The following is a 16,489-nucleotide window of genomic DNA, read 5'->3' as shown; positions in this document are numbered from 1 at the left end:
CTGGTAAAGTTTCTCCTTGGACTTCACACCTGGTCGGGTGGTGGTCCAGTCGTAGGCTTTCCACGAGCACCCCACGCTCCAGTCCGCCGACGGCGTATCCCTCACCGACCATGTACATATCGCTGTCGGCGATTGGATTGAAAGAGTAGCAAGTGGCAAATATCAAGTCGCAAAAGAAGCGCATTCTCACGAATGAGAAGAGGCGCCTGCGCAATCAGGCCGTTAAGTCGGAGCTGAAGACCTACGTGCGTAAAACACGTGAGGCTGTCGAAGCGGGAGATGTTGAAACCGCTCAGGCCGCTTATCGTGCCGCCGCCCGGAAGCTCGACAAGGCCGTGTCCAAAGGAGTCATTCACAAGAATCAGGCCGCGAATCGCAAGTCGAAGCTTGCGCGTCGGGTCAACAGCATAAGCGCCTGACGCACACGTCATCTACCGCCGCCACGCCTTGCCATGCCGCGCAGGGCTTGGTTGGACGCGGAGAATTACGAAGGGGACGACCGCTTGTCGTCCCCCTTCTGTATCGCGCATCAGAGGCGAAATTTACCGTGCCTCCTCCGGAGCTTCTCCGGTGGCAACGGCAATTTCGATAGGTGCCTTGGGCAGCTTGGTACTCGAGACCACCTCACCCTTGGTGTAGTCCACTGTGTGCAGCGTATTCGTCGCCGGGTCGGTCACATAAACGAAACCTTCATGTTCCGCGATAGCGGGGTGTGCAGCATGCCAGTCCTCTGGCACCTGCCACTCGTCGATAACGGGAATTGTCCGCGTGATTTCACCCGTCTCGGCATTGATCACACGCAGTGCGCCGTCAGTTCCCATTACAAGGGCTGAACCGTCGAAACCGCGCGCGAGGCCACGCCACGTGTATGTGGAGCCGGTATCAACGGTCCGCAATGTTGCATCAGTGGTATTAATGAGAGAAATCTGCTTCAGGCCAATGCCGCCCTCCGGATCAGTCTTGTAGTCGCCCACCGCAATCGGCGACCCTTCGGTGGTCCGTAGATTGCCAATACGGCCGTACTCATCGGGAGCTGTTGCCTTTGAGAAAGTGCCATCGCGCAGAATCAGCGCGCCGTTCTCACAACCGGCAACGGCGCCATCATCCAGTCCTTCAGCTCCGTGCAGTCCCGGGCACTCGCTGCTTTCAGCACTCACCTTGCCGTCAACAACGTACTGTGCACCCGTACGGCCTTCTTCAGTTCCGACCGAGACCAACGCTGTCTTGTCACCGAGTGGAACTGCGACGCCATGATGTGGTGCGGCAGCTTCGTACTCCCACACCCCAGCGAGTTCGTCAGTCTCATCCACACCGGTAAGCGATTCAGTCTCGAAGAACGTGCCCTTACCGTCTCCATCCGCCCAGGCCGAGGTGCGTCCGGCGTGATACACCACATGTCCGGGTTCCTTGCCCTTGATAACCACATCAGTAAGTACGGGATCCGTAATGAAGGAGTGCGTATGGTCCCCATGCGGCACCGTGAATGTACCCGCGTCTAGCACTGCCCAACCGCCCGTCGTGGATACCAGTACATTCCGCCCGTCTCCTGCCGCATTGAGCCGACTGTACCCGTCTATCGGCAGATCCGCCACAACTGAGGAGTCGGAGGTGTCAACGACCATCAGCCCACCCTCGTATGAAAGCGCAATGCGTGCCCGGGCTCCCCCGATTTCCGTGACGTCCGCATCACTGTCGTGGTCGTGATCGTGGTCATGATCGTGGTCGGCATCTGTCATCGCTGTGTTACTGCCCGTGGCATTCGCGCCTGGATTAGCTGAGGTGCAGGCTCCCAAGGCGAATAGCGCAGCCACGACGCATGGCAGCGCGCGACGATAACGCCTAGTCATATGGCTCTTCCTTCCTAAGATCGCGGCCTCCCATTCTGTCTGCTGCGGGCGGCAGCGATCAATCTTCGATGTATACCCTCTGCCGCACGAATCCAGCCTCGTGCGAACCAGCTCACCAAGCATATCCGAAGCTGAGAACGATTATCAATCTCGTGGGACTTGTGACGTGTGAAAGTGCTAACCTTGCTGCGGTCAGGGGACCAATGGCGGTCAACTCCCGACTGCGGATGGCGCTAGTACTGCCGCTTGCTGCGCCGCTCTATTCTCTCCGAGTTTTCGGCAGGTCTCCGTGAATTACCCGGAAAGGAGAGGAAAATCCGGAGATTGTGCGGCTTCGGGCGAAAGATAATCCGTGCCCGCCACCGCCGCGTTATTCACCAGAAGCACGCTGTAACAACGGATGCCCCACAGTCCACAACTGCGAGGCATCCGTCACTACGAGCATCCGAAGCAAGCAAGACAGCAGAGCTTCGCGACACATCGGGGTATAAATCTAGAGAACAGAGATGATCTCCTCCACCGTATTCTTCGCATCACCTAGCAGCATCTGCGTGTTCTCGCGGAAGAACAGCGGGTTTTGCACACCCGCATATCCGGCATTGCCCATCGAACGCTTGAACACGATGACGTTGCGGGCCTCCCAGACATGCAGCACCGGCATGCCCGCGATGGGCGAACCCGGCTCTTCGGCAGCCGCCGGGTTCACGGTGTCATTCGCACCAATCACCAGAACGACGTCTGTATCCGCGAAGTCGTCGTTGATCTCATCGAGCTCCAGAACAATGTCGTAAGGAACCTTCGCCTCCGCCAGCAGCACATTCATATGCCCAGGAAGACGCCCGGCTACGGGGTGGATACCGAAGCGAACGTCGACCCCTGCGGCGCGCAGCCTGGCGGTGAGATCTGCCACCGGGTACTGCGCATGTGCCACGGCCATGCCATAGCCAGGGGTGATAATCACAGACGAGGCGTCCTTGAGCAGCTGGGCCGCATCGGCCGCCGTCGTCTCTCGATGCTCGCCGTAATCATGCTCGGCTGCGGGAGCACCCGTGGAGCCGAAGCCGCCGAGGATAACCGAAACGAAGGAGCGATTCATCGCTTGGCACATGATGTAGGAGAGATACGCACCCGAGGATCCGACCAAGGCACCGGTGATGATGAGCAGATCGTTCTCGAGCGTGAAGCCGGCCATCGCAGCTGCCCACCCCGAGTACGAGTTCAACATTGAAATGACAACCGGCATATCGCCGCCACCGATAGCCAACACCAGATGTGCCCCGAGAAGCAACGCCACTATGGTCAGAATAATCAGCGGAATAAGGCCGGAACCGACCGAGCGTGTGTGGGCAAGCCAAATGATCAACGCCAGCGAAGCGATTACCGCGCACAGATTAAGGATGTTGCGGCCCGGAAGAGTCAATGGCCGTGACGATATCTTCGCGGACAGCTTCAGGAAGGCAACAATCGAACCTGTGAAGGTCACCGCTCCGATGAAAACCGCTAAGCCGACCTCACCCATATGGAAGGCATTTGTGGGAGCGTCTGACCCGGGGGTTTCCAGGAAGGAGTTGTAGCCGACTATGACGGCGGCCAGACCCACGAAGGAGTGGAGCATGGCGATCAGTTCCGGCATACCCGTCATCTCAACCTTGACGGCCCGCCATACCCCAATGGCTGCGCCGATCAGCATCGCCGCAATAATAAGGAGAATAGCCCTGGTCTGGTTGCCGCCACTGATGTCAATCGCCACCCAGATCGTGGCAATCAGCGCAAGCACCATACCAACGATGCCAAGGATATTGCCGCGCTGCGCGGTGGTCTGCCGCGACAGGCCCGCCAGCGCGAGGATGAAGAGGAGTGCGGCAACAATAGATGCCAACGCATCGAAGCGACCGGCAGCATCGCTTACGTATCCCACTGTCAGAATTGAGTTCGAGTACATTATCTCAGCTCCTCCTGAACATCTTGAGCATGCGGTGTGTCACCGTGAAACCACCGAACACATTGATAAACGCAACCGACATGGCGATGAAGGCAAGCACTGTAATCGCCGCACTGCTCGATCCGATTTGCTGGATCGCACCGACGACAATAATGCCGGAAATCGCGTTGGTCACGGACATCAGCGGGGTGTGCAGCGAATGCGTGACATTAGTAATCACATAGAACCCGACCACTATCGCCAAGGCGAACACAATGAAGTGGCTGCGCATACCAAATGGAGCAGTGAGAATCAGCCACACGAGCACGGCGGCGGCAGCGATCCGCCACCACCACCTTCGCCATGCCGGTTTCTCTGGCTCCGGTTCGGGGGCGGCCACTTCTTCCTGCTTCGGAGTGGGCGGCGGCGCCGCCGATACCTTAACCGGAGGCGGTGGCCACATGATATGACCGTTGAGCGTCACCGTCATCGAGCGGACGACGACGTCGTCCTCGTCCAAGGTGAGCTGACCATCGCGTTGCGGGGTCGCCAACTTGAAGAAGTTCACGATGTTCTGGCCGTAGAGCTGAGAGGCCTGCCCGGGAAGTCGCCGTGGCAGATCCAGGTAGCCAATGATGGTCACACCATTGTCTGTTTGCACCACTTCCCCCGGCACGGTGAGCTCACAGTTCCCACCGGAGGAGGCAGCCATATCCACGATCACCGAGCCGGGCTTCATCGCGGCGATAGCCTGTGCCGTCAGCAGGCGCGGCGCCGCGCGACCGGGGATCGCTGCAGTGGTGATGACAATATCCGAGGAGGCGGCTTGCTCGGCGTACACCTTCATGGCGAGTTGTTCCTGGTCCGCAGTCATCGCCTTCGCATAACCGTCGGTTGATTCCTGTTGAACTGGAATTGCGACGAATTCTCCACCCATCGAATGGACCTGCTCAGCAGTTTCCGGCCGCACGTCCGTGGCCTTGACGATGGCACCGAGCGAGTTAGCCGTCCCAATTGCCGACAACCCGGCAACTCCCACGCCGATCACGTACACGGTGGCGGGCGGAACCTTGCCGGCAGCCGTCACCTGACCGGTGAACAACCGCCCGAATCGATTCGCGGCCTCGATAACGGCACGGTAGCCGCCGATATTCGCCATTGATGATCGCACGTCCATCGATTGCGCGCGCGAAATGCGGGGAACCGCGTCGATTGAGAGAGCTGTGATGCCCCGCTGGCTGAACTTCTCCAGACGCTCCGGATGGGAGCCAGGATCCAGGCGGGCGATCAGTGTTGCTCCCTCTCGCATCAGCGCCAACTCGCCGTCTGGCGGCGCGTCGAGACATGTCACAATATCCGCAGCCCAGGCACGATCTCGATCAACGATCTCTGCTCCGACCGCCTGATACTGCTGGTCGAGATAACTCGCCGCCACACCGGCGCCCGTCTCAACGCAGACCTGGTAACCCAATTTGATGAGCTTACCAACGGTATCGGGGCTGGCGGCGACGAGAGTCTGCCCTTCGCTGGGCTCCTTCGGCACTCCTATTTGCACCTTGCCTCCTCGTTATTCCTCTATGCGTGGAATCATGTCGACGGTGTCGTGAATCCCACATGCCTCAATCTTAGTCTTTAGGTCCCACATAAGCAGCATTCCTACCGGATTGCCGCCTATGGAACACACTATGAGCACGGGCAACCCACAGTGCTGCGTCAATGCGCCTGTGACAAAACGTCGACAACGCTTCTGATATTATTCACCCCGTTTTCTCCGCTGGTGTTCGCACCGTTGGCCATCGGAAAACAGGGCAGTTCTCTGACTTCCGATCAGAGTAAAGATCGAGACCCGCAGAATCCGCCACGAGTCATCGTGCTGAGTTTCGCCGTGCCTCCCCAATCCGCAAGATTGCGCGCTCTAGCGCGAATGCGGCATCACGCGAAGCTCCTTTTACTTCCGCATCAGCCTGTGCCACAACGAGGATTGCTTGCGCGAGGGCCTCACCGCTCCACCCGCGCAAATCCTTTTTTGCCCTATCGATTTGCCAGGGTGCTAGCCGCACCTCGCCGGGGCGCGCCTGCCCGCGCATTGCGAGGACCAGGGCCATGGAGCGGAGTTTCGTGGTGATCGCGGCAACAATTGGAACCGGAGCGGTGCCAGTAACCATCGCATGCCGAGCGAGCGCGATGGCGTGCCCGTGTTGACCGGCGACAACGGCATCTGCCACGGCGAAGGGCGTGGCCTCGATTCGGCCGCGGTAGTATTCGTGCACCGCGGTCTCGTCAATCGTGCCGTCGATATCTTCCAAGAGCTGCGTAACCGCCGCGAGAAGCTCGCGGATATCTCGTCCGAGTGCATCGACGAGATCGTGTGCCGCACCTTCGGTCATACGACGACGCGCCCGCCGAGCCTCACTACGCACCAGTTCGGCTTTCTCCGCATCGTTCTTTACCTGCGGAATATCGCTGTGTTGAAAACCTCCGGCCGTGATCGCGGTGAGCAGCTTCCTACCGCGGTTGCCCCCGTTGTGTCGTACAACCAGAACGACGTCGGGCTCCGGTGAGTCGAGGTAATTCAAGGCATCTGCCGAGAAGGCGTCGGACATCTTCTCCATATTCGGGACCACGATCATCCGATCCTCGCCGAATAGTGACGGGCTCGTCAGTTGCGCCAGCGCCCCCGCCTCGTATGCCGCCGCGTCGAGTTTCGTGATCTCGACACTAGGAGTTCGGGCGCGTGCCAATGCACTCAAACGCGCGAGGGCGCGATCCCCAAGAGCTGGTTCTCCCACGGTCAGTAAAACAACCGGTGCCAGCTCTAACTGGTCCCAGCGTGGCCCACTCGGGCGGCGTGCACGTGCTGCCATGTATGCAAGTATCCCACGAACCTCCGCCACGGCACGACGCGTCGATTCCAAAGGTGGCCAGGCCGGATGCGCTCAGCCGATCGGCGCACTACAGGCCGAGCTAACACCACCGCGGGCATCCAGCGTGATCGTTCCGCAGTCTTTGGTGCTATAAATGTCGCTTTCCGCGTAGAGTTCAAGAACTCGCTGCGATGGGTGCCCATAACTGTTCTCCCCCACCGACACCAACGCCAGACGTGCAGAGAGCACATCAGCTAAACGCGCCGACTGGTCGGCGCTACCGTGGTGGGCAACGACAACCGTTGTCACCACGGGTGCGTCCCTCGCTAGAGTCGACTGCGCGGACTCGTCCATGTCCGAGAGAACAAGCACTCCACCCACCGCGTCGATCCAGAGTGCAATCGACTGGTGGTTGGCTGCCTCTTCCCCACCTCCTCGCGTCGTACGCGGCCACAGCACAGCGGCTGCCACCATGCCATCCGTTCCTTCCAATTGCGTCCCGGCAGAGGCCGTGTACACCGGCACTCCCGCTTCTTCCAACTGCCGCAACGCCCACGCACTATTCGCAGCGGGTTCGGTATTGGGCGACACCCATACCTGTTCAACTTCGGCCTGGTCGAGTACTGCCGCTAACCCGCCGATATGATCACTGTGGGCGTGTGACAGCACCAGCAGATCAAGATGTTCGACGTCGGCTTGCTTGAGACACTGCGCAGCTGCGTCAGTCTCAGGTCCGACATCAATCATGAGTGTCCTGCCGTGACTGCGTGCTATAAGCCCCGACCCTTGGCCCACATCGCACTGCACGACGGTCCAATCGGACGGAATCCCACCGGGGGTACGCCGCTGACCGACTAGGATGCAGATCGCGAGAGCCCCCAGAACTACCACTGCCAGGGCGACACGCGAACCTCCTCCTCCACGGCGCCCGCACCAATCACCCCGCAGGATGAGAACTAAGCCCATCACTCCAGCCACTATCAGGACGCTGCCGAGGCTCGCCATCCACAGTGGAACACCCGAGCCTGGCCACCCGGCCAGGCAGGTAGCAATCTGCCAGATCCACCAACTCGCCATCTGCGCCGGAAGCAGGATCAGTGAGGCCAGCGCGGGAACGAAGACGGCGAGCAGGGCCGACGCCATTCCACTGATCGTCAGCGGCGCTACAACCGGCGCCACCAGGCAGTTCGCGACAACGCCCCATATCGACCCGCTGTCGGCAAATAGAAGAAGGACCGGCAGGCATGCCAGTTGCGCGGTCAGTGGAATGGCGATTGCCTCCGCTACCAGGCGCGGTATGCGCTCGGCCAACCACGCGGCCAATGGACTGCCCGCCAGTACAATGCCGGCCGTCGCGCTTGTCGACAAGAGAAATCCGTAGCTCGTCGCCAACCACGGATTGAGAAGTACCCCAACTATCACGGAGACGCACAGTGCTGCCACAGCCTGTGCAGGGCGCTCCAGCGCCAGCGCCACAAATATGAGTGCGGACATCAGTGCGGCGCGAACCACTGATGCCTGACCTCCGACCAGGATCACGAGGCCACACAACGCCAACATGCTGAGAACCGCGCTGAGGACGGCCCTCCTCCTCCCGAGAATTGCGATAAAGGTGCCGGTTATGACGGCAACATGCGCACCGGAGACGGCCGTGAGATGCGATAGTTGGACAACTTGCATAGCGTCACGCAAACTGGCGTTCATCTGTGCTCGGTCGCCGAGCACCACGCCGGGCACGAGTTGGCGCACCGGCGTCGGCTTGTCCGCCAGAAGATCGCCCAATGCTGCCTTGACGCGCAGTGCGAATGCTTCGCGCATACGCCCCTCACCGCTGAGCACCGCGTCCGAAGAACGTAGGCGCGCCACCTGCCGTCGAGTCCCCTCGACCGTTGAGAGCGGCCCTACCGCTCGCAGATCTTGACCAGTCATCGCCTCGCATGGCACTCCGATAACCACCACACGGGCCTGTTCGGAGACGGGGTACACTATGGAGCGAATGGTGACCCGTTTCAGGCTGACATCCGCGGTGCATTCGCCGTCGTCCCAGGGGCCGGTTGCGGATGAGACGCGGCTCGCGATGGTCCCTTCGATACTTACTCTCCGATGCTCCTGGGCTGCACGAACCACAATTGCCGGGTGGGCGAGCTCGGCGCGATAAGCGCTGATGATCCAGGATGTACTGGTCACCGCTACGGTGAGCAACACGACGGTGATGCAGGCTCTTCCGGTGGAGATCTCGCTTCGTGCCGCACCTTTTGTGGCCACTATGGCCACAAGTCCAAGCACCGCGATAAGGGCCAATGCGGCTCGCGCGGCACCGCTGGAAAGCGGAAGGCGCAGGCCGCACAGCGCACCTGCCAAGGCGCCGACCGCAATCGGTACAAGCCGCAGATCCTGCATGGGGAGCCGCCGTTTCTGCGCACCTGGCGCCTCCGCGTAAGAGCTATGCGCCGCAGCGATGGTGCATAACGGGCACATGCTGCGCCACCTTCTCGACCATTTCCTTCACACCACCACGTGATCACGTAACTTCTCAAAGGTGGCTTGGCCGATTCCCGAAACCTCCATGAGTTCCTCCGGGGCCGAGAAACCGCCGTTTTCTTCCCTCCATGCCACAATCGCATCGGCCAGCACCGGGCCAATCCCCGGCAATTCCTGCAACTCAGACGCAGTGGCCGTGTTGATATTGACCAGACCGGACCCACCCGCCTGCCCGGACTGTATCTGTTCCCCGGAACCACCCGCAGCCGGAACAGACGTCTCTCCGACGGCGGCAATATGTACGTGGTCCCCGTCCCTGATCGGCGCCGCCAGGTTGATGGCCGCTTGGTCCGCATCCTGTGTCATCCCGCCGGCCATTTGGACGACGTCGTTTACGCGCGAATTGGTCGGCACCGTGTAGACCCGGGGCTTGTCACGGCACCCGAGATATGCACAACGGACTGGTCGGAACCAGTTGTGAAGTTGCCAGAGGACTGCGGCGTGGACGCAGGAGGTGCGACCATCGCAGGCGATGGCCCACCCCCTGCCGATGTGCTCACCTGCGGTAATGCTCCGGTACCAGTTGCGGAGGTAGAAGGCTGCTGGGATGACAACCATGCCACAGTGCCGAGAAGAGCGAGTAGCAGGGCGACCACCAGGGCGCGTAACGCCGCCCCTTCAAGCCTCCAGCGGGGCCTGCTGCGGCCCTCGGCCAGTGCGGCAATGCCCTCACCCGTCCCGGATGCAAGTGCTAGGCTGGCCAGGCTGCGCTGTGCGCCGCGGTCTGGGCCGGAGACTGGGCGAGCATTCTGCCTTGGCGCGCTGGCAGCGCTGTGCCGCCCCCGCCGCCTCGGCAGGCCCGGTTCAGATGGCTCCAACCATTCCTCGCCGTGCTCCGACACCGCATTCCACTGCCTAGCTGCATCCGTATCCGGCACCTCAGATGTGCTGAAGTCCCCGGATGCGGGTGCTCATCGCCGCGCGAGGACGGATCCCGTGCGCGAGAAGACGCACCGCTCGCATCGGCGGAGTACCGTACCTCGCCGTCGGCGGAATACCCTCGGCGTGGGAGCCGAGGGGGAACAATTGATCGAGGAGGTGGCTGTCGCATACGTCGATCTTGCCGTCCCGCCTTCTACTGGGCGAGGCCCGCGCACACTCCTGTGGATCAGAACGACACAACGCAGCCTGTGGAGATATCAGGGCCCTCGTGGGAGGCCCACCGCCACACTTCGGGGCACTCTGCGTGGTTGGCATGTCACCGGTGACGACGAGAACAAGACGCACTAGGCGGCAGCCCGCGTGGTCGGCATGTCACCCGTGGCGTCCAGAGCAAGTCCACCGACGCACCCGGGCGGCCGCCCTTCTTGCGGCGGCCTGCGCCTCACCCCGAGCACGGGGACGATCCTCAGGCGGGCCGGGTGTGACCGGCCTGCCCCGATTCGCCCTTCAACCAACGAGATCGCCCGTAAGAGCGCCGCGTGCTCCCGTTACGGGACGATATTGACCAGCTTCGGCGCGCGGATAATCATCTTGCGCGGTGCGCCGTCGAGGTACTTCTGCACCTTTTCGGATGCGAGAGCGAGTTTCTCAAGCTCATCCTCGGCGATGTCTGCCGGAACCTCGAGGCGATCACGGACCTTGCCCTTGACCTGAACGACGCAGATGACCGTATCGTCAACCAGCAACGACTCGTCCGTCACCACCGGGAATGGCTCACGCGCCAAGGATTCCCCATGCCCCAACCGAGCCCACAGTTCCTCAGCGATATGAGGCGCCACCGGTGCCAGCATCAGCACCAGGGCCTCCGCTGCCACCCGCGGTACCGTAGCGAGCCCCGTCAGATGATTGTTCAGCACAATCATCTTCGCAATCGCCGTGTTGATGCGCATACCGTCGTACTCAGCGGTCACATCGGCGATGGTACGCGCCAGCAGACGGGCCGTCTCGGCTGCGGGCTCCTCCTCACCTACAGTAACCTCTCCGGTCTCCTCGTCGATTACGTTACGCCACAGCCGCTGCAGGAAGCGCTGGGAGCCGACGACGGCGCGCGTTTCCCACGGTCGCGACATATCGAGTGGTCCCATCGACATTTCATACAGGCGGAATGTGTCCGCTCCATATTCCTCACACATCGCATCCGGCGTAACAACGTTCTTCAGGGACTTGCCCATCTTGCCGTATTCGCGGTTGACCGGCTGCCCCTGCCAGGTGAAGCACGGCTCGCCGTCGTCGCAGACGGTCTCCTCGACTTCGTCGGCCGGAACATACTGGCCACGCGAGTCGGTATAGGCATACGCCTGCACATAACCCTGGTTAAACAGCTTGTGGAAGGGCTCGGATGAACTGACATAACCGAGGTCGAATAGTACCTTGTGCCAGAAACGCGCGTAGAGCAGATGCAGCACGGCATGCTCCACACCACCAACATAGAGATCCGCCCGCCAGAGGTGTTACCCGCCTCCCGTCGCGGTCCCATCCAGTACTTCTCGTTCTCCGGGGCGCAAAAGGCCTCGTCGTTGTCCGGATCGAGATAGCGCAACTCGTACCAGCACGATCCCGCCCACTGCGGCATCGTATTCGTATCGCGGTGATAGGTCTTCACGCCGTCGCCGAGGTCCAGCTCAATCTCCGTCCATTCGTGAGCACGTCCCAACGGCGGCTCCGGCATGGAGTCGGCATCGTCGGCGTCGTAGGTACGCGGCGAATAGTCGGTGACTTCCGGCAGCTCGACCGGCAGCGCGGATTCCGGGAGCGCGTGCACGTTCCCCTCATCGTCCCACACCACCGGGAACGGCTCACCCCAGTACCGCTGGCGGGAGAACAGCCAGTCACGCAGGCGGTAGGTAACCGTGGCGGAGCCTTTCCCGATCGACTCCAACCACGCCGTCATTGTGGCCTTCGCGGCATCCTTGTCCAGCCCGTTCAGGCTGATGTCTTCATTGGCGGAATCAACGGCGACGCCGTCGTCCACGTAGGCGCCTTCATCCAGGTCCGGACCGTACGGATCGTCGGCCGGGCCGATGGTGCGGATGATGTCAAGGTCGTAGGCATGCGCGAAGTCCCAATCGCGTTGATCGTGCGCCGGTACCGCCATGATTGCGCCGGTACCGTATCCCATCAGCACGTAGTCCGCCACGAAGATCGGAATCGGCTTTCCATTAACCGGATTGATACCGAACAGCCCGGAGAAGACTCCCGTCTTCGACCGGCCCTCGTCGGCCCGCTCCACTTCGGATTTGGAAGCGGCCTGGGCGCGATATGCGGCCACGGCTTCAACCGGACTTGCGGACCCCGCAGTCCACGCCTGGCGGGTGCCCTCCGGCCAACTGTTCGGCACAGCGAGCTTCGCGGCGTCGTCGGAGGCACCCGGCATCGAACCACCGAGAATCGGATGTTCCGGTGCCACCACCATGAAAGTTGCGCCGAAAAGCGTATCCGGGCGCGTGGTGTATACCTCCAGACCACTCGAATCCGTGCCGGGAACCTCGAAACGCACGGTTGCACCATCGGAGCGACCGATCCAGTTGCGCTGCATGAGGCGCACTTTTTCCGGCCAGTCGATGGTGTCAAGATCATCGACCAAACGGTCGGCGTAAGCGGTGATGCGCATCATCCACTGCCGCAGGTTTCGCTTGAAGACGGGGAAGTTGCCACGCTCTGATCGGCCTTCAGCAGTGACCTCCTCATTCGCCAGCACCGTTCCCAAGCCCGGACACCAATTGACGGGCGCCTCGGAGACGTAAGCGAGCCGGAAGGAATCGAGCACTTTTAGCCGTTCGGCCTTCGTCAGCGTGGACCAATCGCGCCCATCCGGCACGGCGACGTCGCCAACGGCCAGCTTCTCCCATAACTCCGAAATGGGACGAGCGGCTCCCTTTCCACGTCCGTCGCGGCGCTCGGCCTGCGGATCGAACCAGGAGTTGAATATCTGCAGGAAAATCCACTGTGTCCAGCGCACGTAATCTTCATCGATGGTAGCGAAAGAACGGCGTGTGTCATGCGACAGACCAATTCGGTGCAGCTGTCGCCGCATGTTTGCCACGTTCTGCTCGGTGGTGATGCGTGGATGCTGCCCCGTCTGCACCGCATACTGCTCCGCCGGAAGGCCAAAGGCGTCGTAGCCCATCGTGTAGAGAACGTTCTTACCCTTCATGCGCTGGTAGCGCGCCACGGTGTCGGTGGCGATGTAACCCAAGGGGTGGCCGACGTGTAGTCCACGGCCCGAAGGGTACGGGAACATGTCGAGAATGAAAAATTTCTCGGCCGGAACCTCGCCGTCGGCCAGTTTACCGACGGGATTCGCCGCGTGGAAGGTGCCCGCGCTATCCCACCGCTCCTGCCAGCGCTCTTCGATATCGTTGGCCAGCCGTGCGGTATAGCGAAACGGGGTATTCTCGGCACTATCGGCCTGTACGCTCATTACTCTCCTTCAATCGGTACTAGAAAAGACTAGCGCACTACGGCCCGCCACCCCGCCTGCGTTCCAGCTAGATTGCTCATACTCATGCCAGGCGAATCGCCCGTCGCTGTTCGTACCCGTCATCGAACGCACCACACCACAACGCGATCAGCCTGGACAACCCGTGTTGCGTAAGTGCGCCCACGGTCTAGGATCAACATATGAGTGTGTTTACGGAGATCATCGCCGGAAATATCCCCGGCCGTTTCGCTTACGCCGATGAGGTCTGTGCAGTGTTCGGCACCCACGAGCCGATTGCCGATGGGCACATGCTCGTTGTTCCCCGGCAGGAGGTATCGCGCTTCACGGAACTGCCGGATAAGACATTCTCCCATTTGGCCGTTGTCGCGCAGCGGATTGGCCGCGCCCAAGAACAGGCATTTCCCGGAACCCGCGCCATGGTCATTATTGCCGGGTTGGAAGTGCCCCACGTGCACCTGCATGTGATCCCGGCGCTGTCGGAAGCCGATATCCAATTCGCTCGCGCCCGGCACGGTCTATCCGGCGAGGAGCTGGATGCAGGGGTGGAGCGCGTGCGCGGTGGGCTACGGGAGACCGGCTGTGGCGAGTTCGTGCCTGCCAGTATCCATTCGCTTACCTGACGCTCATTCCGGTTGTGCGTGTTTGCTCCGGTATCTGGGTCGTGCGTCTTGCTCCGGCTGGGCTGATCCTCCATTCAAGCAGATTCTCTATTCGAAGTCAGCCGACTGGGCCTTGCGCCAGTAGCCGCAAAAGTCAATATTCTCGCGCGGCATTCCCGCGTCTAGGCAACGGTTGCGCACGGCCAGTGCAAAGGACGCTTCCCCGACGATGTACGCTCCTTCGAACCCGCTCAGGGGCATATGGTCTAGTAGGGCGAGAAGGCTCTGGCCCACTTCCTGCCCACGAGGACGCGTTGTCCACAGCACGTCGTCGAGCCAAATGTCACGTCGATCTTCACTGGTTGGCACCTCGATAATCGCCGTGGTTTCGGGTACGTGACCGCCCGCGTGCAGCGAACGCGCTATCCCCTCAATTCCGGGTAGGCCCGTCTCATCGGAGACCAAAAGAAGCGGTCCCTTGGCGCCATCGAAACGAAAGATGCGGCCCTGGTCGAGGAATCCCACCAGTTCACCGCGTTGTGCTCGGCGCGCCCATCGTGCAGCTCGCCCTTCAATCTGACCGTCAGGGGCGCGGTGGATCGCGAAGTCCACATCGATATACCAGGTGCCGGATATACGGCGAGCATCACGAATGGTGTAATTGCGCACCGTCGGCCGATTCTTCGCCGGCAGAGCGCGGTAGCGCTGATACCACCCATCTGCGGCTCCCCAGGGTAAAGGCGGCAGACCGGGCCGACGCGGCCCGTAGGCGGTACTGCCTCTGCCTGCCCGGGCATTCGCGCTATAGGCGGGAATGGCAGGACTGTCCGCGCGAACCGATCCGCGTTTGCCCGCCACCGGCCCGACGGTCTGCGCGCGGCGCTCCATTCTCTCTTGCAGCGGCGGCCAGAAGAAGAATCGAAACCACTGGTCAAAACCCAAGAAGTCGAACTCTTCATTGAAGCTCTCCTCGTGCGGAGCGAAAGAGAGCCGCTGGAAGGTGGGCGAAATACGCCTGCTGTCCGCTACGCGCAGCAGCTGCACCGAAGCACGCGTCGGCCTTATAGGCCGTGTGGATGATAGTTCTTGGCGCATTCCGCCTCCTTCCTGCATGCCGACGATCTGCTATCCGAATGCTCTAAGCTCTACGCGCTTGATTCTCCGTACTTTCGGCACTTGTGGTTCTCCTTACCTTCAGCACTTGCACTGTCCGTGCTTCCGCAAGTGGCGGAGCGGCCACCGACTATCAGTCGTTGCCTTCCGTCGCCTGGTCGATCAATGGCGCCATCTGTTCAATCGCGTAGAGGGTCGCCGCTGGGGTGCCCAGCGAATAGGCGCTGGAGAGCTCATCCTCAATAACAAGTACACGGCCGTCCTCCACCGCAGGAATCGCCTGCCAACCCGCATCTCCGGTAATCTCCGAACTGTCGATATAGATCGGGAAGGCGACAATGAGGTCGGCATCGAAGAGGTCGAGTTGTTCACTGGAGACGGAAACCGACCAGCCGTTCTCCGACGTCGATGCCAGGGCGTCGATCTGCGGGTTCTGTGCGAATCCGAGGTTCTCCATGAAATGCACACGTGCGTCGTCGAGGTAGGCGCCCCATCCCTCCGACGTGCGTGTGGCAACCGTAACGGTTTTGCCATCCCAGTGCGGGTACTCACTGCGCGCCGCCGCGAAGGCCTCGTCAACTTCCTCAAGCAACTCCTCCGCCTTCTCCGGCTGGCCGAGGGCCGCCCCGATCATGCGGACCTGATCCGCGGAAGAGGTCAGGTAATTGTCGCCGTCCTTGCTGACACCGATCGTCGGGGCAATGGAGGACAATCTCTCGTAGCGCTCCTCGTCGCCCGAACTGCGCACGTCCAAAATGAGATCCGGTTCGAGGGCGGCAACTTCCTCGTAGGAGAGTTCGAGTGTACCGAGGATCTGCGGGGACTCGTTGTAGAGGCCCTCGGCCCACGGGCCGACGCCGTCTCCGCCGAATGCAAGCCAATCGGCAGCACCCACCGGTTGCACATCGAAGGCGAGTGCAACTTCCGCATCACCCCAGCCGAGCGCAACCACACGCTCGGGCATCTCTTCAACGGTGACCTCACCGAACTTCGTTTCGATTGTTGCCGGAAATGCGTCGGACTGCACACTCACGTCCGTATTCGCTGCCGAGTTCGACGACGTCGTGTCCTGTGCGTCATCGTTACCGCAGCCGACCAGAGCCAACGCAACAGCGGCGGCCACGGCCATAACACGACGAATTCTTGGTCTCTTCACGTTTGTGGTTCCCTTCGGTTATGCGTCAATATGCTGTCAGTTCGCCTGTGCCGCCACGGCCCGG

Annotated in this window: 10 protein-coding genes and 1 pseudogene; 2 read left to right on the top strand and 9 right to left on the bottom strand. The window is 61.2% G+C overall.

Translation table 11 applies throughout. The annotated features are described in order from the left end of the window. Positions 1-152: 152 nt before the first annotated feature. Complete coding sequence (gene rpsT / locus DDD63_RS05470) at positions 153-419, top strand: 30S ribosomal protein S20 (protein WP_108715517.1); 267 nt, start codon at positions 153-155, stop codon at positions 417-419. Between the two features lie 123 nt (positions 420-542). Here the strand turns inward: rpsT and DDD63_RS05465 are convergent, their stop codons facing one another. The 7 genes and pseudogenes from DDD63_RS05465 to DDD63_RS05435 all read right to left on the bottom strand — a co-directional run bounded on the left by DDD63_RS05465 (position 543) and on the right by DDD63_RS05435 (position 13,536). Beyond that, the gene (locus DDD63_RS05465; protein ID WP_108715516.1) at positions 543-1,847 is read right to left on the bottom strand and encodes a hypothetical protein; all 1,305 of its coding nucleotides are present in this window, start codon (positions 1,845-1,847) and stop codon (positions 543-545) included. 493 nt (positions 1,848-2,340) lie between these two features. Next, positions 2,341-3,789, bottom strand: coding sequence for a Re/Si-specific NAD(P)(+) transhydrogenase subunit beta (gene pntB / locus DDD63_RS05460; protein WP_108715515.1), 1,449 nt, complete (start codon positions 3,787-3,789; stop codon positions 2,341-2,343). Between the two features lie 4 nt (positions 3,790-3,793). Continuing rightward, positions 3,794-5,323 carry a Re/Si-specific NAD(P)(+) transhydrogenase subunit alpha gene (locus tag DDD63_RS05455; protein WP_108715514.1) on the bottom strand — a complete coding sequence of 510 codons (1,530 nt, stop codon included), beginning with the start codon at positions 5,321-5,323 and terminating at the stop codon, positions 3,794-3,796. Between the two features lie 310 nt (positions 5,324-5,633). Beyond that, positions 5,634-6,632, bottom strand: coding sequence for a DNA polymerase III subunit delta (gene holA, locus DDD63_RS05450; protein WP_108716665.1), 999 nt, complete (start codon positions 6,630-6,632; stop codon positions 5,634-5,636). A 72-nt stretch (positions 6,633-6,704) separates the two neighbouring features. Then, positions 6,705-9,110 (bottom strand): ComEC/Rec2 family competence protein, encoded by a 2,406-nt coding sequence (locus tag DDD63_RS05445; protein ID WP_108715513.1) that lies wholly within the window; start codon positions 9,108-9,110, stop codon positions 6,705-6,707. 27 nt (positions 9,111-9,137) lie between these two features. Continuing rightward, the gene (locus DDD63_RS05440; protein WP_346426245.1) at positions 9,138-9,491 is read right to left on the bottom strand and encodes a helix-hairpin-helix domain-containing protein; all 354 of its coding nucleotides are present in this window, start codon (positions 9,489-9,491) and stop codon (positions 9,138-9,140) included. Positions 9,492-10,603: 1,112 nt separating this feature from the next. After that, a pseudogene (locus tag DDD63_RS05435) lies at positions 10,604-13,536 on the bottom strand (class I tRNA ligase family protein). A 200-nt stretch (positions 13,537-13,736) separates the two neighbouring features. On the opposite strand from DDD63_RS05435, the gene DDD63_RS05430 reads away from it, so the two are divergent. Then, positions 13,737-14,177 (top strand): HIT family protein, encoded by a 441-nt coding sequence (locus DDD63_RS05430; protein ID WP_108715511.1) that lies wholly within the window; start codon positions 13,737-13,739, stop codon positions 14,175-14,177. Positions 14,178-14,264: 87 nt separating this feature from the next. On the opposite strand, the gene DDD63_RS05425 is transcribed toward DDD63_RS05430, so the two are convergent. Continuing rightward, on the bottom strand, positions 14,265-15,251 hold the full coding sequence (locus tag DDD63_RS05425; RefSeq protein ID WP_164505465.1) for a siderophore-interacting protein: 987 nt from the start codon (positions 15,249-15,251) through the stop codon (positions 14,265-14,267). 151 nt (positions 15,252-15,402) lie between these two features. Further along, positions 15,403-16,425, bottom strand: a complete 1,023-nt coding sequence (locus DDD63_RS05420) for an iron-siderophore ABC transporter substrate-binding protein (protein ID WP_240611439.1) — start codon at positions 16,423-16,425, stop codon at positions 15,403-15,405. Between the last annotated feature and the right edge of the window lie 64 nt (positions 16,426-16,489).

This window comes from Actinobaculum sp. 313 (assembly GCF_003073475.1).
Classification (GTDB): Bacteria; Actinomycetota; Actinomycetes; order Actinomycetales; family Actinomycetaceae; genus Asp313.
Note: the sequence above shows the minus strand (reverse complement) of the source record. Positions and strands in the feature narration are given on the sequence as shown.